Origin of the sequence: Carboxylicivirga mesophila, assembly GCF_018271975.1 — a bacterium.
Classification (GTDB): domain Bacteria; phylum Bacteroidota; class Bacteroidia; order Bacteroidales; family Marinilabiliaceae; genus Carboxylicivirga; species Carboxylicivirga mesophila.
Genome location: NZ_JAGUCN010000001.1, coordinates 19,401 through 42,267 on the forward strand (window position 1 = coordinate 19,401; position 22,867 = coordinate 42,267).

A 22,867-nucleotide genomic window follows, 5' to 3' on the forward strand; every position below is an offset into this window, starting at 1 on the left:
CGTAAGATAAAAGTTTGGTTTGAGGCCCTATATCGCTATGCGTGCAAGGGTTTTAATTTGTTACGTGGTTTATTTTTCGTACTTTTGCATTTGCTAAAAATATTCTACCAGTATAATAATGGAAAAAGCAAAAGTCTTATTCATCTCTCAAGAAATAACACCTTACTTACCTGAGACAGAAATGTCAAAAATAGGTCGTTATTTACCACAAGGCATTCAGGAATTAGGTAAAGAAATCAGAACATTCATGCCACGCTTTGGCTGCATTAATGAGCGTCGCAATCAATTGCACGAAGTCATCAGGCTTTCGGGGATGAACCTTATTATAGACGACACCGACCACCCTTTGATTATTAAAGTTGCTTCAATTCAGGCCGCACGTATGCAGGTTTACTTTATCGATAATGAAGACTATTTTCAGCGTAAAGCCACTCTGGTTGATGAAAATGGGGCTGAGTTTGAGGATAACGATGAAAGAACCATCTTTTTTGCACGTGGAGTGCTAGAAACCACTAAAAAACTCAGATGGGCACCTGATGTAGTTCATTGTAATGGCTGGTTTACAGCTCTTGCGCCGTTGTACATTAAAAAAGCCATGAATGAAGATCCGCATTTTGCCAATTCAAAGGTGGTTTATACAGTTTATAATGATGATTTTACTAGTCTCTGGAGCGAAAACTTTAAGGAGAAGCTTAAGTTGGATGGAGTGGAAGATAGCGACTTAGAGGTGATGGCGGCCAATGATTATGTGAACCTTACCAAACTGGCCATCTCAATGTCTGATGGTGTTATTCAGGGAAGTGAAACTATCAATCCTGAAATTAGTGAGTTTATTAAGCAATCGGGTAAGCCATTTTTAGGATATCACGATGAAGAAAGCTATGTTAGCGCCTACAATGGTTTTTATGACTCATTGCTTGACTAATTAATGACATTTATGAAGAACTACTCTTTACGAAAGATATTTTCTATTGCAGGCCAATCATTAGCTATTGGCCTTCTTTCTTTATCGGTAGGTTGTAAAGACGAACCGGCACGTTTAACAGGCGATGTATTGCCCGACGGCGAAAAAATAAAAGGCCTCGTGTATGATGAGCATGAAATTGGTACCCGAAATATTAAAAGAGAAAGCGTACGTACAAGTGATGCTACATTTGGCATTATTGGTAAGTTCGACGATCCGGTTTTTGGAAGTTCTGAAGCTGCCTTTTTAACCGATTTCTCCATTGGTAAGCGGGTAGCTTTCTCCATTAAATATATTGATGGAGATGACGAGCAGCGAGATACCGTTTTATATCAGTTCAACAACAATAACGATGTTGATTTTCCTAATGATACATGGGAAGTGGATAGTCTTGTGTTGAACCTGCAATACCAGTTTAACAACTGGTATGGGGAAATGAAACAAGCTCAAACGGTTAATATCTATGAATTAACTGGTAGTTTAGGAACGGTTGGTAAAGAGTATTTCAGTGACCATAATGTAGATGGGATGTACGATATCAACCCGATAGCCTCAAAAGCAGTCTATCCAAACAGTGAGGTGCCTGATAGTATGCGTTCTGTCTATTTTAAAAATGACCTGTATGCGAAACCAGATAGCTTATGGAATTATCCACAGTACCTGTGGGACAATGATAAGGTTAAGGCTTCGAAAGATAGCTCATGGTTGGATTCAGATTTTAACGGCAACACAACTAAAACAAAGAGCTGGGGTTTTAAATTGCGTGATGACGTAAGAGACAGGTTCTTTGAAATGTCGGAAAGTGAATTGAAGTCAACAGCAGCATTTAAGGGTGTGTTTAGTGGAGTGTATGTGGCTCTGGCTGACATACAAGATGGGGGAAGTGGAGGAGATGGCTGGTTGGCTAAAATGAACCTGTTGAGTTCTTCGTCAATAGCTTCTAATCTAACATTGCACTTGTCAAGAGATTATAAATACCTGAATTCAGATTCAGTTATCAGCGATACCACAAGTACCTATATCTACACATTCCCTATCAACCTTGAGAACGTAAGATTTAATACCTATAAGCATGAGCTGGAGACTGCCAATATTGATACAACAGATGCTACACCAGATAGAGTGTATATCCAAGGTATGGCAGGTAGTTATATGCGCATGCAACTGCCTGATGAAGTTATTAACTGGGTGGATTCGATTGGCGATCCGGCCAATGCAGATCCTTCGAAGGAGTTAGATTACCGCCTGGTTTCCAATATTGAGTTCTTAATGGAAATTGACACGGTTTCTTCCAATATGGATTATTATCCGGCACCGTCGAAGCTCCAAATAAAATGGCTTAATGAGAAAGGAGAACTTGAAGATCCTATCTATCCAATTGAAATCAACGGTAACAATATATCAATACCTGTTTTTGGGCGCGATATTGATGGTGATGGAAGTCCGGAAGGTGTTGGTGAACGTGTGGTGCGTTACAGCAAGGAAGGGCGCCCGGAGTATGTATACCGATTTATTATGAGAGCCGAATACTTCAACTATATTATGAGGGAAGAAGACGGAGCCGGATTAAACGAGAAACAGTTCTTTGTAGGCCCGGAAAGCACAACCTCTAACTTCCAGCGAGTTGTTTTATTTGGAGGAGCCAATGAAAGCAGGCCGCTGAAGATGAATATTAAGTATTTCTTATACAGACCACGATAAGTAATAGTTGCAAGATATAATGAGAGGGTGCTTATAGCATCCTCTTTTTGTTTATATAAGAATATAAAAGCTTGTCTGTGTTTTCGTAAGCGAAAGGGCTTGCCATTGTCAGGCGAGGCCTTTCTAAACCTTTATATTGATTAGCTGAGTTTACGATTTTATTATGTTTGGCTTTCTTTTCATTCCTGCCTTGCTTCGTAATAGAATTGTTTCATACATTCGCTTTGTAAAGTTACTTCACTACTGAGAGAATGAGCATATACCGGCCTTTGTCAAAACAAGAAATTAACATCCTTGAGCAACGTAATTGTTTTTGTTCTGATTGGAGCAAGGTGCTTGTTGATAATGGATTTGATTCTGTTACTGTCAGAAATGTGTCTTTCTCCGGAGATGTTCGATTGGGTTCATTCAAAAGAACGTTTACATTCGCGGGAGGAGTTCAGAAACAAGCTGGTATCTCCAACGCTACCATCCATAATTGCATCATTGAATCTGATGCCTACATTAATCAGGTAAAGAACCACATTGCCAATTACCATATTCACTCTAATGTTGTTATCGAAAACGTTGATTCAATCATTACTGAGGGTGATAGCTGCTTTGGTAATGGCGTTCAGGTATCAGCTTTAAACGAAGCCGGCGGGCGTGAAATAGCCATTTATAACGAGCTGTCTGCGCATACTGCCTATATTATGGCTATGTACAGGCATCAGCCTGTTGTTATTGAGAGGCTGCAAAAGCTGATAGATGCATACAAAGCTGGCATATGCCGTTCAAAGGGTACAATTGAGGAGGGTGCACACCTTATTAATTGTCGTACCATAATAGATACCAACATTGGTGCATATGCACGTGTTGAAGGTATATACCGTTTGAGTAACGGAACAATTAACAGCTCAGTTGATGCACCCAGTTATTTTGGACCTGGTGTTATAGCTGAAGATTTTATTGCAGCTTCAGGTTGTCGTGTAAGTGACAGTGCACTTATTTCGAAATGTTTCGTTGGCCAGGGCTGCGAGCTGGGAAAGCACTACTCTGCAGAGAATTCAGTGTTCTTTGCCAATTGCCAGGGATTTCATGGTGAAGCTTGTTCGGTGTTTGCTGGACCATACACCGTAACCCATCATAAATCAACACTGTTGATTGCGGGGTATTTTTCGTTTATGAATGCCGGCAGTGGTTCTAACCAAAGTAACCACATGTATAAATTGGGTCCTATTCATCAGGGAGTGGTTGAACGAGGTTCTAAAACTACCAGTGATTCTTACCTGTTATGGCCAGCTCATATTGGTGCATTTTCTTTGGTGATGGGGCGTCATTACCGTAATCCGGATACATCACAGCTTCCATTTTCTTACTTAATAGAGAATAAAGATGAAAGTATACTGGCACCGGGAGTTAACCTGCGCAGTGTTGGTACAATAAGAGATGCCCGCAAATGGCCCAAGAGGGATAAGCGGACTGATAAAAAACTATTGGATTTTATCAATTTCAATTTGCTTAGTCCCTTTACCATTCAAAAAATGATTAATGGTAAAAAGGTTTTGAAAGCTTTAATCACTTCATCGGGGCAAACTTCAGACTATTACATGTATAATAGTGTGAAGATTACGAATACTTCGCTAAGGCGTGGGATTCAGTTGTATAACACCGGGATTGTAAAGTTTTTAGGGAATGCGCTTATAAAAAAGCTGGAAGATGTTATCTTTGAATCGTTAAATGAATTAAGGAGTGGCCTTTCGAAAACTTCCGATTATGGAGATGGGGAGTGGATAGATATGGCTGGTTTGTTAGTTCCCAAAGAAAGGGTGATGACCCTTTTAAATGATTTACAAAAAGATAACATATCCAATTTGGAGGAGCTGAATGAGCGATATGCTATGTTACACGATAACTATTTTGATTATGCGTGGACATGGTGTTTGAAAGTCTTCAAAGAGGAGTTTGACATTGATTTCCAGACAGCGGAAATAGATCAGATACTCAACTTTGTTGACAACTGGAAAAAATGTGTTATTGATTTGGATAATATGGTGTATGCCGATGCCCACAAGGAGTTTACATTAAACAACCAGACCGGCTTTGGCATTGATGGCTCGGAAGAAACCCGCATAATGGATTTTGAACAGGTGCGTGGTGAATTTGAGAAACACCCTTCGGTGCAAGACATCAGTAATCATATCAGGGAAAAAAGCAGACTGGCTGAAGAACTGAAAGAAAGGCTTATCCTCTTGAAGTAGAGAATAAACCTTAAATAGATTACTATGCGATTAATTATTGAGCCGGATTATCAGCAGGCATCTGCATGGACTGCAAGTTACATTGCACAAAAAATCAATCAACACAAAGGTGATAAGCCTTTTGTTCTTGGATTGCCAACGGGCTCGTCTCCATTGGGGACATACAAAGAACTTATCAGACTGAACAAGGAAGGAAAAGTATCTTTTCAGAATGTGGTAACTTTTAACATGGATGAGTACCGCGAAATTCCCCGTGAGCATCCTCAGAGCTATTACACATTTATGTGGGATAACTTTTTTAGCCATATTGATATAAAGCCTGAAAATACGAATCTGTTAGACGGACAGGCAGAAAACGCAGAGGCAGAATGCCAGCGTTACGAAAATAAAATTAAGGAGATGGGCGGCATCGATCTGTTTATGGGCGGTATTGGTCCTGATGGTCACCTGGCTTTTAATGAGCCGGCGTCGTCATTAAGCTCAAGAACAAGGGTTAAAACGTTAACCTATGATACCATTTTAGCAAATTCACGCTTTTTTGATAACGATCCAAACAAAGTGCCAAAAACCGCCTTGACAGTTGGTGTGGGTACAGTGCTTGATTCGAAAGAGGTGCTGATTATTGTAAATGGTCATAACAAAGCAAGAGCTTTGCAACATGCTGTAGAAGAGGGAGTCAATCATATGTGGACTATCAGTGCTTTACAGATGCATCCGAAAGGAGTAATTGTTTGTGATGAGGCTGCAACCTATGAACTTAAGGTTGGAACCTACAATTATTTCAAGGATATCGAAAAAGACAATTTAGCACCTGAAAGCTTGTGGACATAAGAAACAAGTCATAACAATATCACATCTGTTTGAAGAGGAATCCTATAGGTTTCCTCTTTTTTTTATCTGCAGCTCAAAAACTGAATTTGATTGTTTATAAAATTGAAAGATGCAGGTTTTGCACCTGCATGTGTTTGTTGGAGAAAGATATAAAGATTATACTATGTGTGGAATTGTTGCATATGTTGGTGGCAGAACAGCTTACCCTATTATTGTTAAAGGCCTGCAGCGTCTCGAATACCGTGGATATGACTCGGCTGGTCTGGCTTTGATCAATAGCGAGGTAAACGTGTACAAATGTAAAGGTAAGGTGAAAGACCTTGAGAATCATGCCAAAGGAAAATCTATCTCAGGTTCTATTGGTATGGGGCATACGCGTTGGGCTACTCATGGAGAGCCAAGTGATAACAATGCGCACCCGCACGTATCTCAAAATGGCAAATTCATCGTCGTACATAATGGGATTATCGAAAATTATTCGCACCTTAAAAAGGAACTGGTTAGTCGTGGATATACTTTTCAGAGTGAAACTGATACAGAAGTGCTGGCTAATCTCATAGAAAACATTTATATCAATAAAGAAGTGAATGCTGAAATGGCTGTCCGCCTGGCTTTAACAAAGGTTGTAGGAGCATACGGGTTGGTTATTACCTGTACCGATGAGAAGGACCAGTTGATTGCTGCGCGAAAAGGCAGCCCTTTGGTAATTGGTGTTGGCGATAATGAGTACTTTCTGGCATCTGATGCAACGCCAATCGTTGAATATACCGACCAGGTGATTTACATGAACGATGAGGAGGTGGCCATTATTCAAAAAGATAAACTGACCCTTAAAAGTATCCAGAATGATGCCCTCAAACCAAAAATTCAAAAGGTGGATCTCACCATTGATGAGATTGATAAGGGTAGTTTCGAGCATTTTATGCTTAAAGAAATATATGAACAGCCTATTTCCATTGAAGACACCTTCAGGGGCCGTATAGCCATGGATCATTCCAAGATATTTTTGGGAGGTATCAGTGATGTATTACCTCAACTATCTCAGGCACGGCGTATAATTATTGCGGCCTGTGGTACATCGTGGCACGCCGGTATTGTGGGTGAGTATTTGTTTGAGGAGTTTGCACGCATACCTGTAGAAGTCGAGTATGCCAGTGAATTCAGGTATCGCAATCCTATTATAAATGAGGATGATGTAATTATTGCTATCTCTCAAAGTGGAGAAACGGCAGATACGCTGGCGGCCATTAAAATGGCTAAGGAGCAGGGAGCTACCATACTAGGTATTTGTAATGTGGCAGGTTCATCCATTCCAAGAGAGACACATGCTGGTGTTTATACACACGCCGGTGTTGAAATAGGCGTTGCATCGACCAAAGCCTTTACCTCACAAGTAACAGTACTAACCATGATGGCGCTGCTGTTAGGAAAGACAAAAGGACACCTTAAAGATTCGGTGTACAAGGAATTAATTAATGAACTGACTCAGGTTCCTGATAAAATTAGAGCCATATTAAAAGCTGAAGCAGATATTGAGCAAATAGCTGATACATATAAGGATGCGAACAATGCGCTTTACCTTGGCCGAGGGTTTTTATTTCCGGTTGCCCTGGAAGGTGCTTTAAAATTGAAAGAGATTTCTTACATTCATGCCGAAGGATATCCTGCAGCCGAGATGAAGCATGGTCCTATTGCATTGATAGATGAAAACATGCCAGTTTTTGTTCTGGCGACCAAGGATAAGTCTTACGAGAAGATCGTGAGTAATATACAGGAAGTGAAAGCACGTAATGGTAAGGTCATAGCTATTGTAACAGAAGGAGATGAGGTGATTAGAAAGATGGCTGATCATGTAATTGAAGTACCCGATTGTCACGAAGCTATTGCACCATTGCTTACATGTGTGCCACTTCAGTTTATTTCATACCATATTGCGGTTATGCGTGGCTGCAATGTGGATCAACCACGTAACCTGGCTAAGTCAGTAACCGTGGAATAGAGTTGCATTACTTCGTTGTCATTCGTTCATGAATGACATTCATTGTAATATTTTAAGGTTTATCTCTCAGTTAAAGCCCGTTTGAAACGTCATACGGGCTTTGCTTTTTATTAGCAAAGCTTAGCTTTTATTATATTTGGGTCATTAACTAAAATAACCCTGATAATGAGAAGAATCTTAGTATTAAGCCTGTTGGTGGTTTTAGGCCTATCTGCTTGTGAAAAGGATGAAGTGAACTATCCGTATACTTACGTAAGTGATTTGGTTACTGATGGTACATTGCGCGTATTTACTGAAAAGGGTGAAGTACACGACCAAGAGGTAAAGGAGCGGTTTTATAAGGAGATACAAAAGGATATTGACTCTGAAGACGGAAATGGCACTAACGGAGAATTAGTAATTACATATCATAATGCTTCGGATATAACCATTGATGGATTTGGAGAAAGACATGACGGGAAAGCATATAAAAAAGGCGATGTGCTGATTTGGGAGTACCCATATACGATGCAAACCTTTGATAGAGTTCCTTACTTGAGTTTAGAACCATTGAATTTTGAGGTCTTTCCTGCACATCCTGCTACCGGTTATTCTGAGATCATTAAATATAATCCATGCATCTTCGCGAAGGTAAAGAATGGAAAAGTTTATTTGCCAATGGTAAACCGGATAGTTCTCAGTTATTACTTTAACAACAGTCAGCCAAATGTTTATATAACTCAGGATAATAATGTTTACGATTATTCTTTTCACGATCACCCCGAATTTTATATGACTGAGAATGATACCCTGGTGATTTATGAATATGCTATTGAGATGATAAAACAATGATTAGAAAAAGTCATGCCAGTGATGCTCCATTTGTAGCTGCTATTTATAATCATTATGTAACGAGCAGCATTGTAACCTTTGAATTGGAGCCGGTTACGGATGATGAAATGCGCAACAGAATGGATGCGATTGCCATAAACTATCCTTACCTGGTTTATGAAGAAGATGGAGTAGTGTTGGGATATGCTTATGCCACCCAGTGGAAAGCAAGGCAAGCCTATCAGCATTCAGTCGAGAGTTCGGTATACCTGCATCACGACGCCATAGGGAAAGGAATTGGCTCGATGCTGTATGCTATGCTGTTGGATAAGTTCAAAGAAATGTCGATTCATGCGGTTATTGGTGGTATTTCATTACCCAATGAAGCAAGTATTGCATTGCATGAGAAATTTGGTTTCGAAAAAATTGGACAGTTCAAGCAGGTGGGGCGTAAATTTAATCGATGGATTGACGTAGGTTATTGGGAGTTGATTCTTTCGAAATAGTTGTTTTTATTTTACATAATCATATTCAATGAGTTTGATATTTAAGAAAATTAAAGTTGAATTTTATTTTACCCTGTTTTTTATACTAAGTATTTGTTTTGTGCACGCACTTAGTTTTGATAAAATGCCAACACGAATCCATGCCTGGGCGCAAAGCGACCACTATGCATTGGCTTTAGGGTTTATAGATAATGGTTTTGACTTCTTTCATCCACAAACCTATTCACTTAATCATCAGTTCCCCTCAGAACAAGAAGTTGATGACCCAAAAGGAATTACAGCAGTCGATTTTCCACTGTTGCATTACATTGTTGGATTTATAATGTATTTAACAGGAATAAAAGAACCATGGATATTTCGATTAGTATCATTATTGTTTAGTTACGTTGGATTGCTTTACCTTTTCAGGATTTTATATGATTTAAAAGGTTTATGGATTTCATTGTTTGCGGTTAGTTTTGTTATGTTTCAGCCTATCTACTGTTATTATCAAAATGGTTTCCATGTATCTTCAGCTGCTTTTAGCACGCAGTTAATAGGTATTAGCTTGATGTTGAAGCATTTTTATAAGCCAAGTTCCAAGGCTTTTTACATTGGAGTTATATTTCTCACTCTTGCAGCTTTAATGAGATTTACTCAAGTAATCACTTTAATAGCCTTATTTTGTAGCTTTGTATTAAGATTCATAATTACTCGTAAGCATAATGGTAAAATTCTAGCAGTGTTTCTGGGATTACTCGTAGTTGGCGGATATTTTGTTTATAATAAGCATTTAGCATCTCTTTATGGCTCTGTTTTTCTGGGTAGTCCATTACCTGCAGAAACTTTTAGAGATTTTATGTTTCAAATATTTTACATTGCAAAGTCTTATCTAAGAGGCTTTCTTCCCTTTCTACATTTATTCGCATTTATTGTGGTATTGATAACTGTTCCGAAAGAAAAATGGAATTTGAACTCGTTTTGGCTTCAATGGCTTGGATTCTCATTATTCGGAACCTTCGTATTTAGTCTTTTAATGTCATGGAGCTTGTCAGCACATGACTACTATTCTCTGGATACATGGATGGCCCCTTTAGTAATTTGTCTTATTTGGGCATTATTGAATATTGAAACAAAAGTTTATAGTAAGAAGGGTATTAATTTGTTTGTTTTATTGTTTGTAATCGGAGCTTTTTCTATTGCATTAGAAAACCAACTGAGAAAGTATGATGAAAAAATTGAAGTTCGAGGGGTTGATCTTACAATTGAAACTTTCAAAGAAAGCTCAAACTACTTGAATTCGATAATTCCAGATGAATCAAGAGTCGTAATTATTACCGGAAGTGGTTGGAACACCCCAATGATGGGTTGGAAAAGGCCCGTTTTTAGGGTAGCTTGGAAATTTGAAGAACAAATACCTTTAGAGCTAGAAAAGACTTATGACTATATTATCACCCAAGATAGAACCTTCAATGATGAGGTAATAGGAAATTATCCTCAATTCTATAGTAAAGTAAAACTTCTAGGATCTAACGGTAAGATTAGTATTTGGACTAATAGATAAATATAAAAAGGCCCGTTCAGGGCCTTTATTCTTATTCAGGTTTTATTACTTCATTAAGGTCGATGCTCTCGGCATTGGCAAGCGAATAGAGGCCTAGATAAAGCCATTTACTCACGTCTTCCATAATTTCCGGCACCAAGGTTTCGGGTGTGTCAGCCGGGTGATGGTAATAGAGTTTTTTAACCCGATCGGTGCAATGAACACTTAATGCTCTGAAGCCATGTTGAGATAGAGCCATACCATCGGTTCTGGGACGACCTTTGTAAGACCGGTTCAGATAGTTGGTTTTCATAGTGCGGTGAATATATTGCTCGTTGGCGGCTTCGAAATGCTTGTAGATGCCGGGAAACGATTGACCACCGCCAAAGTAAAGGCCATTGCCATTACCAACCATGTCGAGGTTGATGTAGCAAATGGTTTTATCCTTGTTGAATAAAGGATCCTTTGCATACTCCAACGCGCCAAGCAAGCCTTTTTCTTCGGCCCCGATAAAAAAGAATGCAATGGTTCGCTTGGGAGCGGGGAGGTTTGATAGAGCTCTTGCCGCCGCCATGATGTCGGCTACTCCAGACGCATTATCGAGCGCACCGGGGAACAGTTCGCCCAGGTTGCCTTGTCCGTCGAGATGTGCGCCTACCATAATCACTTCATCTTTTAATAAAGGATCAGAGCCCGGGATAATACCTATAATATTGGCATAGGAGCCATCTGGATGGTGTTTGGTATCGGCCGAAAGTGTTATGTTGTGTTTGAGTTCAATGCTTTGTGGCTTATTCTTTTCTTTGAGTACTTTTCTGACTTTTTCCAGGCTTAAATGACGGGCAAAAAAGAACTCTTCAGCCACCTTATCATCAATATGGCAGTAGATGATGTCTTTGTTGTATGTAATGCCTGGACTAGCAATTTTAGAGATGAAAAGTACACCCTTAGCTCCGTGCTGAATGGCATTGTTCATTTTTTCAGAGGAACCTGCGTATGCGGCCCAATCGTCCCAGTCTTTGGCATTTTCAGGTTTGGGATGGCCCGATTCAAGCATGACAATCTTATTTTTTACATCAATGCCTTTGTAATCATCATATTGATGCTCAGGTGCTGTAATACCATAGCCCACGTACACTAAATCTCCGCTTACCTCTCCATTTCCTGAGTTAGAACCCGGATAATAGTGCTCAGGGAATGAATAACTTTTAGCGATGGTATTACCTTTCGAATCGATTAATAGTGCGGTTAAGCTCCCAACAGAATTGACGGTAGTATAGTCCAGTGGATAATGCTTAAAGTAGCTGCTGTTATAACCTGGTTGTATACCCCATTCTTTCAGATGTTCAGCCACATATTCAGCTGCTTTGGTATAGCCTGGGCTGCCGGCCAATCTGCCGTCATATTCTGGTCCTGCCAGTGTTTTAGCATAGCCAAATACTTCTTCCGAGGTAATGCTGTGGAAATACTTCAGAATTACTTCTTCATCTTGTGCCTGAAGATTTGAAGTCAAAAGCAGAAAGGTTAAGAATAGTATGTTTCTCATAGTGCGTTATAAATATGTTCAGATCTTAAAAATAGCATAAATACTGTTACTTTTTAGGTTCTTGACGCTGGCCTTGTTGTGAAACGATGACTATTTTATAGCGTTTATATGCTGATTAACATCTTTAATAAACCATATAGATATATAGATATGAAGAAATATATCTATATTTGCAGTGTATTTGAAAACCAGATAAGTTAATATGAAAATTATAGAAGTATGAAGTATTTAATTGTTGGAGGAGTTGCAGGTGGAGCCACAACGGCTGCACGTTTGCGGAGAATCGATGAACAGGCTGAAATTATAATGTTTGAGCGTGGAGAATACATTTCATACGCCAATTGCGGGTTACCATATTATATTGGAGGCACAATTAGTGAGCGTGAGAACCTGTTTGTGCAAACCCCAGAGAGCTTTGGAAAGCGTTTTAATATGGAGGTGCGCACGCAGCACGAAGTGGTTGCAATTGACAGGGCAGCGAAAGCTGTAAAAGTTAAAAAAGTTGCAACCGGCGAAGAATATACCGAAACGTACGATAAGCTAGTGTTGTCGCCTGGTGCTGAACCTGTAAAGCCGCCGCTGCCAGGTATCAATTCCGAAGGGATTTATACTTTAAGAAATGTGCCGGATACGGATGTTATCAAAGCGTATATTGAGGAGCACGATGTACAGCATGCAACTGTTGTAGGAGCCGGGTTTATTGGGCTTGAGATGGCAGAAAACCTGCATGATCTAGGTGTGCGCGTCACCATTGTGGAGATGGCCGAACAGGTAATGACGCCTTTGGATTATTCGATGGCAACCTTGGTGCACCAGCATTTAAAAACGCAGAATGTTGAGTTTTATCTGAATACTGCCGTAAGTTCTTTTTCAAAAAAAGATGGCGAACGGCTGAATGTACACTTAAATACAACACGTACCATTGAGACGGATTTGGTTATCCTGTCGATTGGAGTCAGACCGGAAAGCAAGCTGGCGAAGGAGGCCGGACTTGAAATTGGCGATACTCATGGAATTGTGGTGAATGAATACCTGCAGACTTCCGATCCGGATATCTATGCTTTGGGTGATGCCATTGAGTACGAAAACCCAATCATCGGTAAGAAGATGATTACTTATCTGGCTGGGCCAGCCAACAAGCAAGGTAGGATTGTTGCCAACAACCTGGTCCGTGGAAATGAGCATGTTTATAAAGGCGCCATCAATACGGCTATTGCCAAAGTGTTTAAACTTACTGTAGCATCGACCGGTGTATCGGGCAAGTTACTTGGTGAGCACAATATACCACACATTGATTCAATCACTCACTCATCATCGCATGCAGGTTATTATCCGGGTGCTGAACCAATGAGTATTAAAATATCATTTGATCCGAAAGATGGACGATTGTTAGGTGCTCAGATTGTGGGTTATAAAGGTGTGGATAAGCGCATTGACTTATTTGCTGAGGCAGTGCGTAATAGATATACAGTATATGACTTGACGGAGATAGAACATGCGTATGCGCCGCCATACTCATCGGCAAAAGACCCTGTTAATATCGCTGGTTTTGTGGCTGAAAACATACTGAATGGTACTACCCGAACAATCTGGTGGCGCGATTTAGTTGCAGGTAAAGCAGATGATTATTTTGTTGTAGATGTACGAACAAAGGATGAAGCTGAATTGGGCGGTATCGAAGGTTCACTGAATATACCATTGGATGACATACGTGAACGCCTGACCGAAATCCCAAGAGATAAAAAGGTAGTGCTGTATTGTGGTGTAGGTCTACGGGCGCACGTTGGATGTCGCATCCTGATGCAACACGGTTATGAACAGGTATATAATCTTTCGGGAGGTTTAAAAACTTACGAGCATGCGATTCAGAAGCAAAGCAATGAGGATATTTTTGCGAATAATTACATCGGTAACGATGACCATATTTATCGTAAAACCAGGCAGCCAGAAGAACAGCAGGTTGATGTGCAGGTAACCGTAGAAGCCGATGCTTGTGGTTTGCAATGTCCCGGACCAATCCTGAAGTTGAAGAAGACGATGGATACGGTGCAGGATGGCGAAAGCATCAGGATTAAAGCATCCGATCCTGGTTTTTTCAATGATGTTAAAAGCTGGGCGAAAATGACCGGCAACCAGATTGTTGATGTGGCGCAGGATGGTTCAATCATTACTGCGGTTGTTAAAAAGGGTACAAAGACATTGGCACCAAGTCGACCTGTACAGGCCAGTAAGAAATCTTTAATTTGCTTTAGCGATGACCTGGACAGGGCACTGGCTACCTTTGTGATTGCCAATGGTGCTTTGGCAGCCGGTCATGAAGTAAGCATATTCTTTACCTTCTGGGGATTAAATGTGATTAAGAAGACGGAAGCGCCAAAGGTGAAGAAAGATGTCATCAGCAAAATGTTTGGTAAGATGATGCCGTCATCCGCTCGCGAACTGACCCTTAGTAAAATGCATATGGGTGGGGCAGGAACCAAGATGATGAAGAACATTATGAAGAAGAAGAATATTGATTCTTTGGAGAATTTAATTCAATCGGCTATTGATGGCGGTGCTAAATTTATCGCCTGTCAGATGAGTATGGACGTGATGGGCGTGCAGAAAGAGGAGCTGCTCGATTCAGTTGAAATCGGAGGTGTTGCAACCTATCTTGAGCAGTCTGAAGAATCGAATGTGAATCTGCTTATCTAATTGATAAAGAAAGATACAAGAAGAGGCTGCTTTAAAAGGGCAGCCTCTTTTTTGATTCTTCTTTAATAATTCTTCCGTAATGCTTTTTATTTAGCTGTAGGTTTTAATAGCTCAGGGCTATATTATTTCAGCTACTGACTACTGTCTAAAAAACAAATAATTAAAGTGTCTTAAATAGCTGATTGATAAAAGCATCATCATACCCTTTAATAGCTATATAAGCAACGCTTTTCTTTTGTTTCACCAGGTAGCTTTCGTCCGCAAAGTCGTTTATTGATTTTTTATCAGCCTGAAACACCATAACCGAGACTATGGAAGCTTTCCACTTTATAATGTAGCAATTGTGGAGCTCCAGCTGTTGATAAAGCTCAGTCCACTGCGCTGCTCTGTTTTCCATAGCAAGCATGCCATTCATGTACATCACCTGATCGGCTTTCAAGCGGGTGATGCATTTAGGAAGAAGCGCATCGTGCTTTTCATGGTTATTTTCCATAAAGCTGTGCAAAATCTTTTCGGCCACTTTTTGCGCATCACTACTTCCCGTATTGTTGATGATAGAAAGGTACTTGTTTCCATAAACGGCCTGCAGTTGGTAATCAGTTGCGCACAAATACGGAAGCAGGCTGTTTTCTGCTGATTGGCATTGATACACATTAACTGAAAAGATCCCGTAGGCCAGGATTGGTGTTGCCATTTCGAAACACTCAAATTTCAGTTCCTGTCCTTCAATTTCCAGCTCCTGAACCGTTAGTTTTTGAAACTGATATTCTTTGTAAAGTTCAGAGCCTCCGTTCATGTAGCCATACAGCGCGCCGGCATCGTAGGTTTGCTCGGAGGTAACCTTTATTTGAGCGTGACAAAATGTTGCTGAAATAATGAATGATGCAATGATGAATAATCGGGTCATAGATTAGAGATTAAACTTCTTCAAGTATGATTTTATTGATGTCGGCAGCGCCCAGTTGCAGCTCCTCTGCCATTTCCATAAACTTTAAGCGCTTGGGATCGTCTTTTTCCTGAATGCCTTCGGCAATGCGCTTTTTCACGATGATATCATGCCCAATGCGGTCGATGGCTACCGGATCGGTTCCGGCCATAATGGTGTAATAGTTGCAAATGAATTGCGGATTGGCAGCCGGACCACCATTAAAGCAGCCTTTCAGTCCATCGATGATGTTAAGCACTACTTTATCGCGAATCGGCGGGAAAGCGCAAACTTCGGCGCAGGTATCCGACCAAAGTTGTTTATGTAATCTTCCAGTATTACTTATCGAACCGTAGGCCAGGTTTTTAAGGCACAAAGTTACAGTTGGGCCCGCATTTTTTAGAATAGGCACATTGATGATTTTATCAACTTGTTGGGTGCAAATCTTTGTAAAGTAGGAATGCTTGCCACCGTTGACCATGTAGGGAATGGTGTACTCATCGTATTCGCCTTCAACATCGGCATAGTAAAACCATTCTTTGTCTATCATTTTTTCACCGTAAAGCTTGCCGTCTTTATCGTAAAACCCTCCCTCAGCATCTTGTTGCTCGGTTCCGGTAATCGTAATGCCCGGATAGTTCTCTTCCGTGAAACCGGTTTCATGCAGCTGCATCAGGCGACGATCCCAAATCACAATGTTTTTACGAGGAATGCCAGCACTCTCCAGTTGCTTCACGATGGACTGAACCACCGCATGGCTGGTTGACAGGAGCTTTCCAGCGACCGGATTGACCTTAAGGCCAATAATTTCATCGTCCGACACGAACCGTTGCCAGGCTTTATCGATATCTTCTTCATTGGTTAGTTGAAGCATTGCTTTTTTAATCATTTCATTGGCAACGTCTTCCTGTGGTTGGTTATCCACAACCGAGGCTTTATTCACCACTTTAACCACTTTGCCGGGGTATTTGCCGGGTAAAGAGCGCTCATTGCGCGGATATTTTAAGGCATCAGCAATGTTGGTCGCTGGTTTGGCAGGCTTTTGGTCCTGTGGAGCCGCTGCCAAAATAGATTGTGGATGATTAACAATAGCCCCTGCGCCAACGGCAGTTGCCAGCTTAAAAAAGGAACGGCGGTTTACTTTTGATTGACTCATGGATTTTGAATTAAAGGGTATCTGTTCTGAAAAAAAAGAAGGCAGCCCATTGGCCGCCTTCCTACTAGCAATCTTCAAACTATCAATCTAACTTTGTCCGAAATAATAAATCAGATCTAAAAAACTATGATTGCTCCGATATCTGTTCCATGCCAATGTATTAGATATCGAATTTACTTGCGTCGATGCCTTCGTTTACTTTAATACTTTCAAACGTGATGTCGAATGATTGAGGACCAACCGCCTGGCTCATTTTTTTAGGAAATTTAATGCCATTCACCTCGGCATACTCGGTGTAGGTGCTGGCCATGGTACCTTGAGGACTTGTGCTTACTTCCTTTACTTTCAGGCCGGTGTTCCGACTGTAAAAAACTGTTTGCTCTTTACCAGAAGGGCTTATTACTTTTAACTTTACAACATCTTGTCCATCTACATTATCAGCGCCCAGCAACTCTAATTTATATCCCAATTCAGCATATTGTGTTTCAGGAAACATAACTGATTCGGCTTTCATATTTTCTAGCATTTCGCCTTCAATCTTCTGTTCGCCCATTGGGCTTACTACTTTACCGGCTTCACCGTTAAATACTTGTTTTGACACTAGGTTGCCCTGCATGTAAGTTTCAACGCACTGGTGGTTAGGACGACGGCTATACATCTTCATGCTTAATGGCATGCCTTGTACGTTCATTGTTCCTTCCAAGATGTAGTTGTCAACAGCCGCAATGGCCTCAGTACCTCCAATAGCATTAATGTACTTGATAATCACTTTTTCAGCAGTAAGGTCAGCTGGCAAAGGCATGGCTTTAACCACATTGCCATAGAAATCATACATCTCTACTTTACCGTCCTTAGCAAATTTCTTTAAGCTGGCTCGCATGTTTGGCACATCGCCAACGGCTAATATCAATGCATTGTCTGGCGTCAGGTATTTTTCAGCCATAGCTTTAATGTCGGCTGTGCTTACGGCATTCAGCTTTTCAAGGTAGGTTTCGTAATAATCTGCAGGCAGGTTGTACTTTTCAATGTTAAGTGCGAAACGGGCAACTGTAGCAGGATCCTCCAACGAACGCGAGAAACTACCGGTCAATGAATTCTTCACCATTTGAAGGCCTGCTTCATCAACCAGCTCAGTGCGCATACGCTCCATTTCATAAATGATTTCAGTAAAAGCACTATCGGTAACGCTTGTGCGTACATTGGCGCCAGCATTGAAAGTTCCAACCAGTTCATCTGAACTAAGTGATGAGTAAGCACCATAAGTAAAGGCCTTATCTTCTCTCAGGTTCTGGAATAATCTGGCACTGAACGATCCACCACCTAAAATACTGTTCATTACTCGTGCCTTAATAGCATCAGGATGCCCGGGCTTAAGATCAACATTGTATGATAGTGAAATGGTTGATTGGGTGGATCCATCTTTGTTGGCTACCACTACCTTAGGTGTTTCAAAACCTGCAGGGAAATCATACTTGTAAGTTGGTACCTCTTTTGACTCCCACTGAGCAAAGTATTTCTTAGCTTGCTTTTTGGCTTCTTTCACAGAAATGTCACCAACAATAACCAGGTAAGCTACATTTGGTCGGAAATAGGTGTTGTAATATGATTTTAAATCATCAACCGTAATAGCTTCAACTGAAGCTTCGGTAAGTATTTCTCCATAAGGGTGGTCTTTACCAAAACGTAAAACACTCTTAATGTTGGAGGCAATGGCTTTAGGGTCATCTTTTTGAGATTTAAGGCCTGTTAGCATTTGCTTCTGGGCTTTCTCAAGTTCTTCGGCAGGAAAAGAAGGATTGTATAAAACGTCGGTCATTAGGTTTAAAAGTTCATCGGAGTGTTTCTTCAATGAAGAAGCATACATACCCTTGGAGCTGGTGTTGAGGGTTGCACCAATAAAGTCAACGGCTTCGTCTATTTGGGCCTTACTACGCGTGCTTGTACCTGAACCCATCAGGTCGCCGGCAATACTTGAGTAACCAGCTTTTTCGCCTTCAATGAGCGGATCAATATCCAGAGATAAGGTATAAGAAACAACAGGTACTTTGTCATTTTCAACCACAAATACTTTTAAGCCATTCTTTAATTCAAATGTTTGGGCCTTTCCAATATTTACCTTTGGAGCAGGACCTGGTTTGGGAGGCGTACTTCTGTCTAATTGAGCATTTATGTTAAAAGCTACTAGCAGTGCCAATATAAATAAAACTGATTTTTTCATTCTGTTCATTTTTAAATCCATTCACACCGAATGGTATATTCTTTTTAATCAGTAATCGATCTCTTAATGGTGATTAGTTTTGTTGTGACTTAGGCAGGTAGTACAATACTACACGATTGTCTTCCACCAGATATTTATTAGCCACACGCTTAATATCTTCGCGGGTAACTGCCATGTACTTATCCAATTCTGTATTTATCAGATTGGTATTGTCGAAATACACATAGTTAGTTGCCAGATTTTCTGCTCTGCTGGCCAGTTTCACATTAGATTTTACAAATGAATTCTCAAACTGGTTGCGTAGTTTCTGAAACTCTCTTTCTGAGATGAGTTCCTCGCGTACTTTTGAAACTTCTGCATCGATGGCAGCTTCCAGGTCAGCGCAATCAACACCCATATTTGGTAAGGCATAGGCCAATGCTACACTTGGATGTTGAAATGGCATAGCGAACGAACCTGCTTCAAGTGCTTTTTGCTGCTCGTCAACCAATGATTTATACAAGCGAGAACTTTGTCCACCAGATAACAAGGTTGACAGCATATCTAATGCATAGTAATCATTAGTACCCATGGCAGGCGTGCGGTAGGCTTGTACAATTAAAGGAAGCTGTATGTTGTCAAAAATGGTGTCGCGCACTTCGCCTCCCAGTTCTGGTTCAACCATGCTTGGTCGGTAAATATCCTTCTTGCCTTTAGGAATATCTGCAAAGTACTTGTTAATTAGTTCTTTTGTTGATTCAATTTCGATATCACCAGCAATAACAAGTGCTGCATTGTTAGGCACATAGAATTCCTTGTAAAACTGCTGAAACTCCTCATCTTTGGCAGCGCGTATGTGGTCAGGATCACCAATTACTGTCCAGCGGTAAGGGTGTACTTTGAAAGCTCTTTTCATAGTCTCCTGAAACAGCGTACCATAAGGACGGCTGTCAACAGTCTGTTTTTTCTCCTCAATAACTACCTTCTTTTGAGTCTGGATACCAATCGAGTCCACTTTCGCATGCAACATTCTTTCCGACTCAAGCCATAGGCCAAGCTCTAACTGGTTCGATGGCAAAATTTCATAGTAATAGGTGCGGTCGTTTGATGTATTGGCGTTGAGTGTTCCACCGGCACGTTCTACAAAATTAGAGTATTCACCTCTTGGAATGTTTTCAGTGCCTTCGAACATTAAATGTTCAAAGAAGTGTGCGAATCCGGTACGTTCAGGATTTTCATTCTTTGAACCAACGTGGTACATTACCGAGACGGTAACTATGGGAGTGGACTTGTCCTGATGCAGAATGACATGCAGGCCATTGTCAAGGTCATATTCTTCGAAGCTAATTTTATTTGATTGGGCACTAACGGCGCCAATGCCGGCTAAAAAAAGTGAAAAAGCCAGTAATAAAAAACGGTTCTTCATATTCAAACTTCATGTTTAAGTTAATGTTCGGCAACGAACAATAAGCAGGCCGAAATGTATAAGTGTAAGATATATAGAGCTGTAAGGTTGTTTATTATATTCAGTATGTGTGCATTAATGAACAATAAGGTGTACGAAACCGTACATAATGGGCACTTGTTAAAAAAGTGAGATTTTTTCCATCTGTACTTTCATTCTTATTTGGACATACTATTTTTGTATCAAAGCTTAATAGATGAAGATAAAACCGTTTGGTCACGTTTTTTTGGCTGCCACAATACTGTTATTGGTGGCCTGTGACGAATCCAGTCTTTGCCTCTCTGGACAAAACGCCATACAGGCTGGTTTGTACTCTGGTGCATCAGGTGAAGCGAAAGATACAACCCTTAATGGGGTTTACCTATGGGGTTATGACGAAATAAATGATGCCAATCTGCCATTGTTAATTGACAGCGCCCGAGTGCAAAAGATGTACATGCCTACCAATATTGAACGCGATACCACCAGTTTTGTGTTCAGGGAGCAGACAATTGCGAGCGACATTGTGGATACGATAATGTTTGTATATACTCGAGAGCTGAATTATGTGTCTGGAGATTGTGGTTTTACCTACAATCTTCATATTGATACGGTGATTCATACGATTAATATCATTGATTCTGTTGTAGTGAGTTACCCATCAGTGTTGTACAACGAAAACCTTGAAAATGTTAAAATATTTATTGAGCCTTAGTGTTTTGCTGTTAAGTGTTGGGGTGTTAGCGCAAAAAGCTGACATTAAGCTTAACGGGGATGAAGAAAAGAAAGTCAACAAAGGTAATCCGGGCCTGGCAGTGGGGATAGATTTAGCTCCTTTTATTACGCACCTGTTCGCTAACGAACGATTTGGTGTTGAAGTTAATGCGCGCTATACTATAAACAGTAAGTGGCAACTGGCAGCTGAAGTGGGTTACGAAAATGTTGATCTGGATAATAAACAAATGAAATATACTTCCAATGGTAGCTTTATACGTGCCGGTATTGACTATAACCTGTTTCGGGTTGAAGAAATTGGCAATAATGACAATATTCTTCTGGGGCTAAGATACGGTGCGGCGGTGCAGGAACATAGCTGTCCGCGTTATACCATAAGTGAAGATTATTGGGGAGATGTTTCACAATCTATAGGAGCGTCCACAGTGGGATCGCATTGGGCCGAATTTGTATTTGGTTTGCGCTCTGAAGTACTTAAGAATTTTTACATGGGTTGGAGTGTTCGTTTCAGGACCATTATTAACGTTGGGGTTAATAATGAGTTGGAGCCCTATTCAATACCTGGATTTGGTCGTCGTGATCGCTCAACCAATATGGGATTTACTTATTCACTTGAATATCATATTCCATTCCGGAAAAAATAAATGCCCATGAGTAGCTCTGAAGCAATGACAACGGACTGGCAAGGCGTTATCGATGAGATAGCGGAAGAGGTAAAGCCACTTCTGGACGAAGGAAAGGTGGCCGACTATATTCCTGAGTTGGGAAATGTTGATAAAGCTAATTTTGGCATGTCAATCAGTTTGATTGATGGCAGAGAGTTTTATTGTGGTCAGGCTCTAAAAAGCTTTTCTATTCAGAGTATCTCAAAAGTCTTTAGCTTAACCAGGGCTTTTTCCTTATTGAAGGACGACTTATGGAAACGCGTTGGAAAAGAGCCGTCTGGTAATCCTTTTAATTCGCTAATACAGCTAGAGCATGAAAATGGTAAGCCCCGCAACCCGTTTATCAATGCAGGAGCCATTGTTGTAGCTGATTGTGTGGTTAGTCACACGCAAGACTCCTTGAATGAGGTTATTGGGTACATACGTGGGTTGGCTGATAACAAGAATATTCAGATTGATCATGCCATGTTTCGGTCTGAAAAGGCGTTTGGGCATCGAAATGCTGCTTTGGCCCATTTCATGAAAAGCTATGACAACATACAATCGGATGTTGATGAGGTCCTTGATTTCTATTTTGGGCATTGCTCCCTGTCAATGAGTTGTCAGGATGTATCCAGGGCATTTTTGTTTTTAGCTAATCACGGTGTTCATCCTCGCACCAATAAGCGCTACCTCACGGCCAGCCAGGCCAAGCGGCTTAATGCCTTGTTACTGACATGTGGTACCTACGACGCTGCAGGTGATTTTGCTTTTAGAGTAGGTATGCCTGGGAAAAGTGGTGTTGGAGGTGGTATTGCCGCCATTATTCCCGGATTATTATCAGTTTGTGTTTGGAGTCCTGGCCTTGATAAGCATGGTAACTCACTGGCAGGAGTGAAAGCACTCGAACTATTGACCACTAAAACAGGAATATCAATTTTCTAATACTAATT

At 40.7% G+C, this 22,867-nt stretch carries 17 protein-coding genes; 12 read left to right on the top strand and 5 right to left on the bottom strand.

Features of this window, described 5'->3' with window-relative positions; translation table 11 throughout:
- Positions 1-118: 118 nt before the first annotated feature.
- The 8 genes from KEM09_RS00070 (at position 119) to KEM09_RS00105 (ending at position 10,594) form a co-directional block, all read left to right on the top strand.
- Positions 119-925, top strand: a complete 807-nt coding sequence (locus KEM09_RS00070) for a glycogen/starch synthase (protein WP_212223530.1) — start codon at positions 119-121, stop codon at positions 923-925.
- A gap of 12 nt (positions 926-937) precedes the next feature.
- Complete coding sequence (locus KEM09_RS00075) at positions 938-2,665, top strand: DUF4270 family protein (RefSeq protein WP_212223532.1); 1,728 nt, start codon at positions 938-940, stop codon at positions 2,663-2,665.
- A 251-nt stretch (positions 2,666-2,916) separates the two neighbouring features.
- The gene (locus KEM09_RS00080) at positions 2,917-4,905 is read left to right on the top strand and encodes a DUF4954 family protein (RefSeq protein WP_212223534.1); all 1,989 of its coding nucleotides are present in this window, start codon (positions 2,917-2,919) and stop codon (positions 4,903-4,905) included.
- A gap of 24 nt (positions 4,906-4,929) precedes the next feature.
- Positions 4,930-5,736 carry a glucosamine-6-phosphate deaminase gene (gene nagB, locus KEM09_RS00085; protein ID WP_212223536.1) on the top strand — a complete coding sequence of 269 codons (807 nt, stop codon included), beginning with the start codon at positions 4,930-4,932 and terminating at the stop codon, positions 5,734-5,736.
- A gap of 109 nt (positions 5,737-5,845) precedes the next feature.
- On the top strand, positions 5,846-7,735 hold the full coding sequence (gene glmS, locus KEM09_RS00090; RefSeq protein WP_244824726.1) for a glutamine--fructose-6-phosphate transaminase (isomerizing): 1,890 nt from the start codon (positions 5,846-5,848) through the stop codon (positions 7,733-7,735).
- A gap of 165 nt (positions 7,736-7,900) precedes the next feature.
- The gene (locus KEM09_RS00095; RefSeq protein WP_212223538.1) at positions 7,901-8,566 is read left to right on the top strand and encodes a hypothetical protein; all 666 of its coding nucleotides are present in this window, start codon (positions 7,901-7,903) and stop codon (positions 8,564-8,566) included.
- Entirely contained in the window at positions 8,563-9,051 is a 489-nt protein-coding gene (locus KEM09_RS00100; RefSeq protein WP_212223540.1) for an arsinothricin resistance N-acetyltransferase ArsN1 family B, read from the top strand. The genes KEM09_RS00095 and KEM09_RS00100 overlap by 4 nt, the downstream gene beginning before the upstream one ends.
- 28 nt (positions 9,052-9,079) lie before the next feature.
- Complete coding sequence (locus KEM09_RS00105) at positions 9,080-10,594, top strand: glycosyltransferase family 39 protein (protein WP_212223541.1); 1,515 nt, start codon at positions 9,080-9,082, stop codon at positions 10,592-10,594.
- 31 nt (positions 10,595-10,625) lie between these two features.
- On the opposite strand, the gene KEM09_RS00110 is transcribed toward KEM09_RS00105, so the two are convergent.
- Positions 10,626-12,119 (bottom strand): M28 family peptidase, encoded by a 1,494-nt coding sequence (locus tag KEM09_RS00110; RefSeq protein WP_212223543.1) that lies wholly within the window; start codon positions 12,117-12,119, stop codon positions 10,626-10,628.
- Positions 12,120-12,338: 219 nt separating this feature from the next.
- Between KEM09_RS00110 and KEM09_RS00115 the strand changes: the two genes are divergently transcribed.
- Entirely contained in the window at positions 12,339-14,813 is a 2,475-nt protein-coding gene (locus tag KEM09_RS00115) for an FAD-dependent oxidoreductase (RefSeq protein ID WP_212223552.1), read from the top strand.
- A 160-nt stretch (positions 14,814-14,973) separates the two neighbouring features.
- Here KEM09_RS00115 and KEM09_RS00120 read toward each other — a convergent pair whose 3' ends face one another.
- From KEM09_RS00120 to KEM09_RS00135, 4 genes are all read right to left on the bottom strand, one after another.
- The gene (locus KEM09_RS00120) at positions 14,974-15,720 is read right to left on the bottom strand and encodes a DUF6599 family protein (protein ID WP_212223554.1); all 747 of its coding nucleotides are present in this window, start codon (positions 15,718-15,720) and stop codon (positions 14,974-14,976) included.
- A gap of 10 nt (positions 15,721-15,730) precedes the next feature.
- Positions 15,731-16,894 (bottom strand): DUF362 domain-containing protein, encoded by a 1,164-nt coding sequence (locus KEM09_RS00125; protein ID WP_212223556.1) that lies wholly within the window; start codon positions 16,892-16,894, stop codon positions 15,731-15,733.
- A gap of 160 nt (positions 16,895-17,054) precedes the next feature.
- On the bottom strand, positions 17,055-19,112 hold the full coding sequence (locus KEM09_RS00130; RefSeq protein WP_212223558.1) for an insulinase family protein: 2,058 nt from the start codon (positions 19,110-19,112) through the stop codon (positions 17,055-17,057).
- Between the two features lie 73 nt (positions 19,113-19,185).
- Positions 19,186-20,517, bottom strand: coding sequence for a M16 family metallopeptidase (locus tag KEM09_RS00135; RefSeq protein WP_212223560.1), 1,332 nt, complete (start codon positions 20,515-20,517; stop codon positions 19,186-19,188).
- Positions 20,518-20,752: 235 nt separating this feature from the next.
- On the opposite strand from KEM09_RS00135, the gene KEM09_RS00140 reads away from it, so the two are divergent.
- The 3 genes from KEM09_RS00140 to KEM09_RS00150 are packed head-to-tail and all read left to right on the top strand — an operon-like array spanning position 20,753 to position 22,859.
- On the top strand, positions 20,753-21,250 hold the full coding sequence (locus tag KEM09_RS00140) for a DUF6452 family protein (protein ID WP_212223562.1): 498 nt from the start codon (positions 20,753-20,755) through the stop codon (positions 21,248-21,250).
- Positions 21,225-21,914: a DUF6048 family protein gene (locus tag KEM09_RS00145; protein ID WP_212223564.1), complete on the top strand. Its 690-nt coding sequence runs from the start codon at positions 21,225-21,227 to the stop codon at positions 21,912-21,914. The genes KEM09_RS00140 and KEM09_RS00145 overlap by 26 nt, the downstream gene beginning before the upstream one ends.
- Before the next feature lie 6 nt (positions 21,915-21,920).
- A complete protein-coding gene (locus tag KEM09_RS00150) occupies positions 21,921-22,859 on the top strand; it encodes a glutaminase (protein ID WP_212223566.1) in 939 nt (312 codons plus the stop codon).
- The last annotated feature ends 8 nt before the right edge of the window (positions 22,860-22,867 follow it).

Excerpts from the sequence above, each read along its gene's own strand:
- KEM09_RS00070 (WP_212223530.1), top strand. The coding sequence starts at position 119 with ATGGAAAAAGCAAAAGTCTTATTCATCTCTCAAGAAATAACACCTTAC.
- KEM09_RS00075 (WP_212223532.1), top strand. The coding sequence starts at position 938 with ATGAAGAACTACTCTTTACGAAAGATATTTTCTATTGCAGGCCAATCA.
- KEM09_RS00080 (WP_212223534.1), top strand. The coding sequence starts at position 2,917 with ATGAGCATATACCGGCCTTTGTCAAAACAAGAAATTAACATCCTTGAG.
- nagB (WP_212223536.1), top strand. The coding sequence starts at position 4,930 with ATGCGATTAATTATTGAGCCGGATTATCAGCAGGCATCTGCATGGACT.
- glmS (WP_244824726.1), top strand. The coding sequence starts at position 5,846 with ATGCAGGTTTTGCACCTGCATGTGTTTGTTGGAGAAAGATATAAAGAT.
- KEM09_RS00095 (WP_212223538.1), top strand. The coding sequence starts at position 7,901 with ATGAGAAGAATCTTAGTATTAAGCCTGTTGGTGGTTTTAGGCCTATCT.
- KEM09_RS00100 (WP_212223540.1), top strand. The coding sequence starts at position 8,563 with ATGATTAGAAAAAGTCATGCCAGTGATGCTCCATTTGTAGCTGCTATT.
- KEM09_RS00105 (WP_212223541.1), top strand. The coding sequence starts at position 9,080 with ATGAGTTTGATATTTAAGAAAATTAAAGTTGAATTTTATTTTACCCTG.
- KEM09_RS00110 (WP_212223543.1), bottom strand. The coding sequence starts at position 12,119 with ATGAGAAACATACTATTCTTAACCTTTCTGCTTTTGACTTCAAATCTT.
- KEM09_RS00115 (WP_212223552.1), top strand. The coding sequence starts at position 12,339 with ATGAAGTATTTAATTGTTGGAGGAGTTGCAGGTGGAGCCACAACGGCT.
- KEM09_RS00120 (WP_212223554.1), bottom strand. The coding sequence starts at position 15,720 with ATGACCCGATTATTCATCATTGCATCATTCATTATTTCAGCAACATTT.
- KEM09_RS00125 (WP_212223556.1), bottom strand. The coding sequence starts at position 16,894 with ATGAGTCAATCAAAAGTAAACCGCCGTTCCTTTTTTAAGCTGGCAACT.
- KEM09_RS00130 (WP_212223558.1), bottom strand. The coding sequence starts at position 19,112 with ATGAAAAAATCAGTTTTATTTATATTGGCACTGCTAGTAGCTTTTAAC.
- KEM09_RS00135 (WP_212223560.1), bottom strand. The coding sequence starts at position 20,517 with ATGAAGAACCGTTTTTTATTACTGGCTTTTTCACTTTTTTTAGCCGGC.
- KEM09_RS00140 (WP_212223562.1), top strand. The coding sequence starts at position 20,753 with ATGAAGATAAAACCGTTTGGTCACGTTTTTTTGGCTGCCACAATACTG.
- KEM09_RS00145 (WP_212223564.1), top strand. The coding sequence starts at position 21,225 with ATGTTAAAATATTTATTGAGCCTTAGTGTTTTGCTGTTAAGTGTTGGG.
- KEM09_RS00150 (WP_212223566.1), top strand. The coding sequence starts at position 21,921 with ATGAGTAGCTCTGAAGCAATGACAACGGACTGGCAAGGCGTTATCGAT.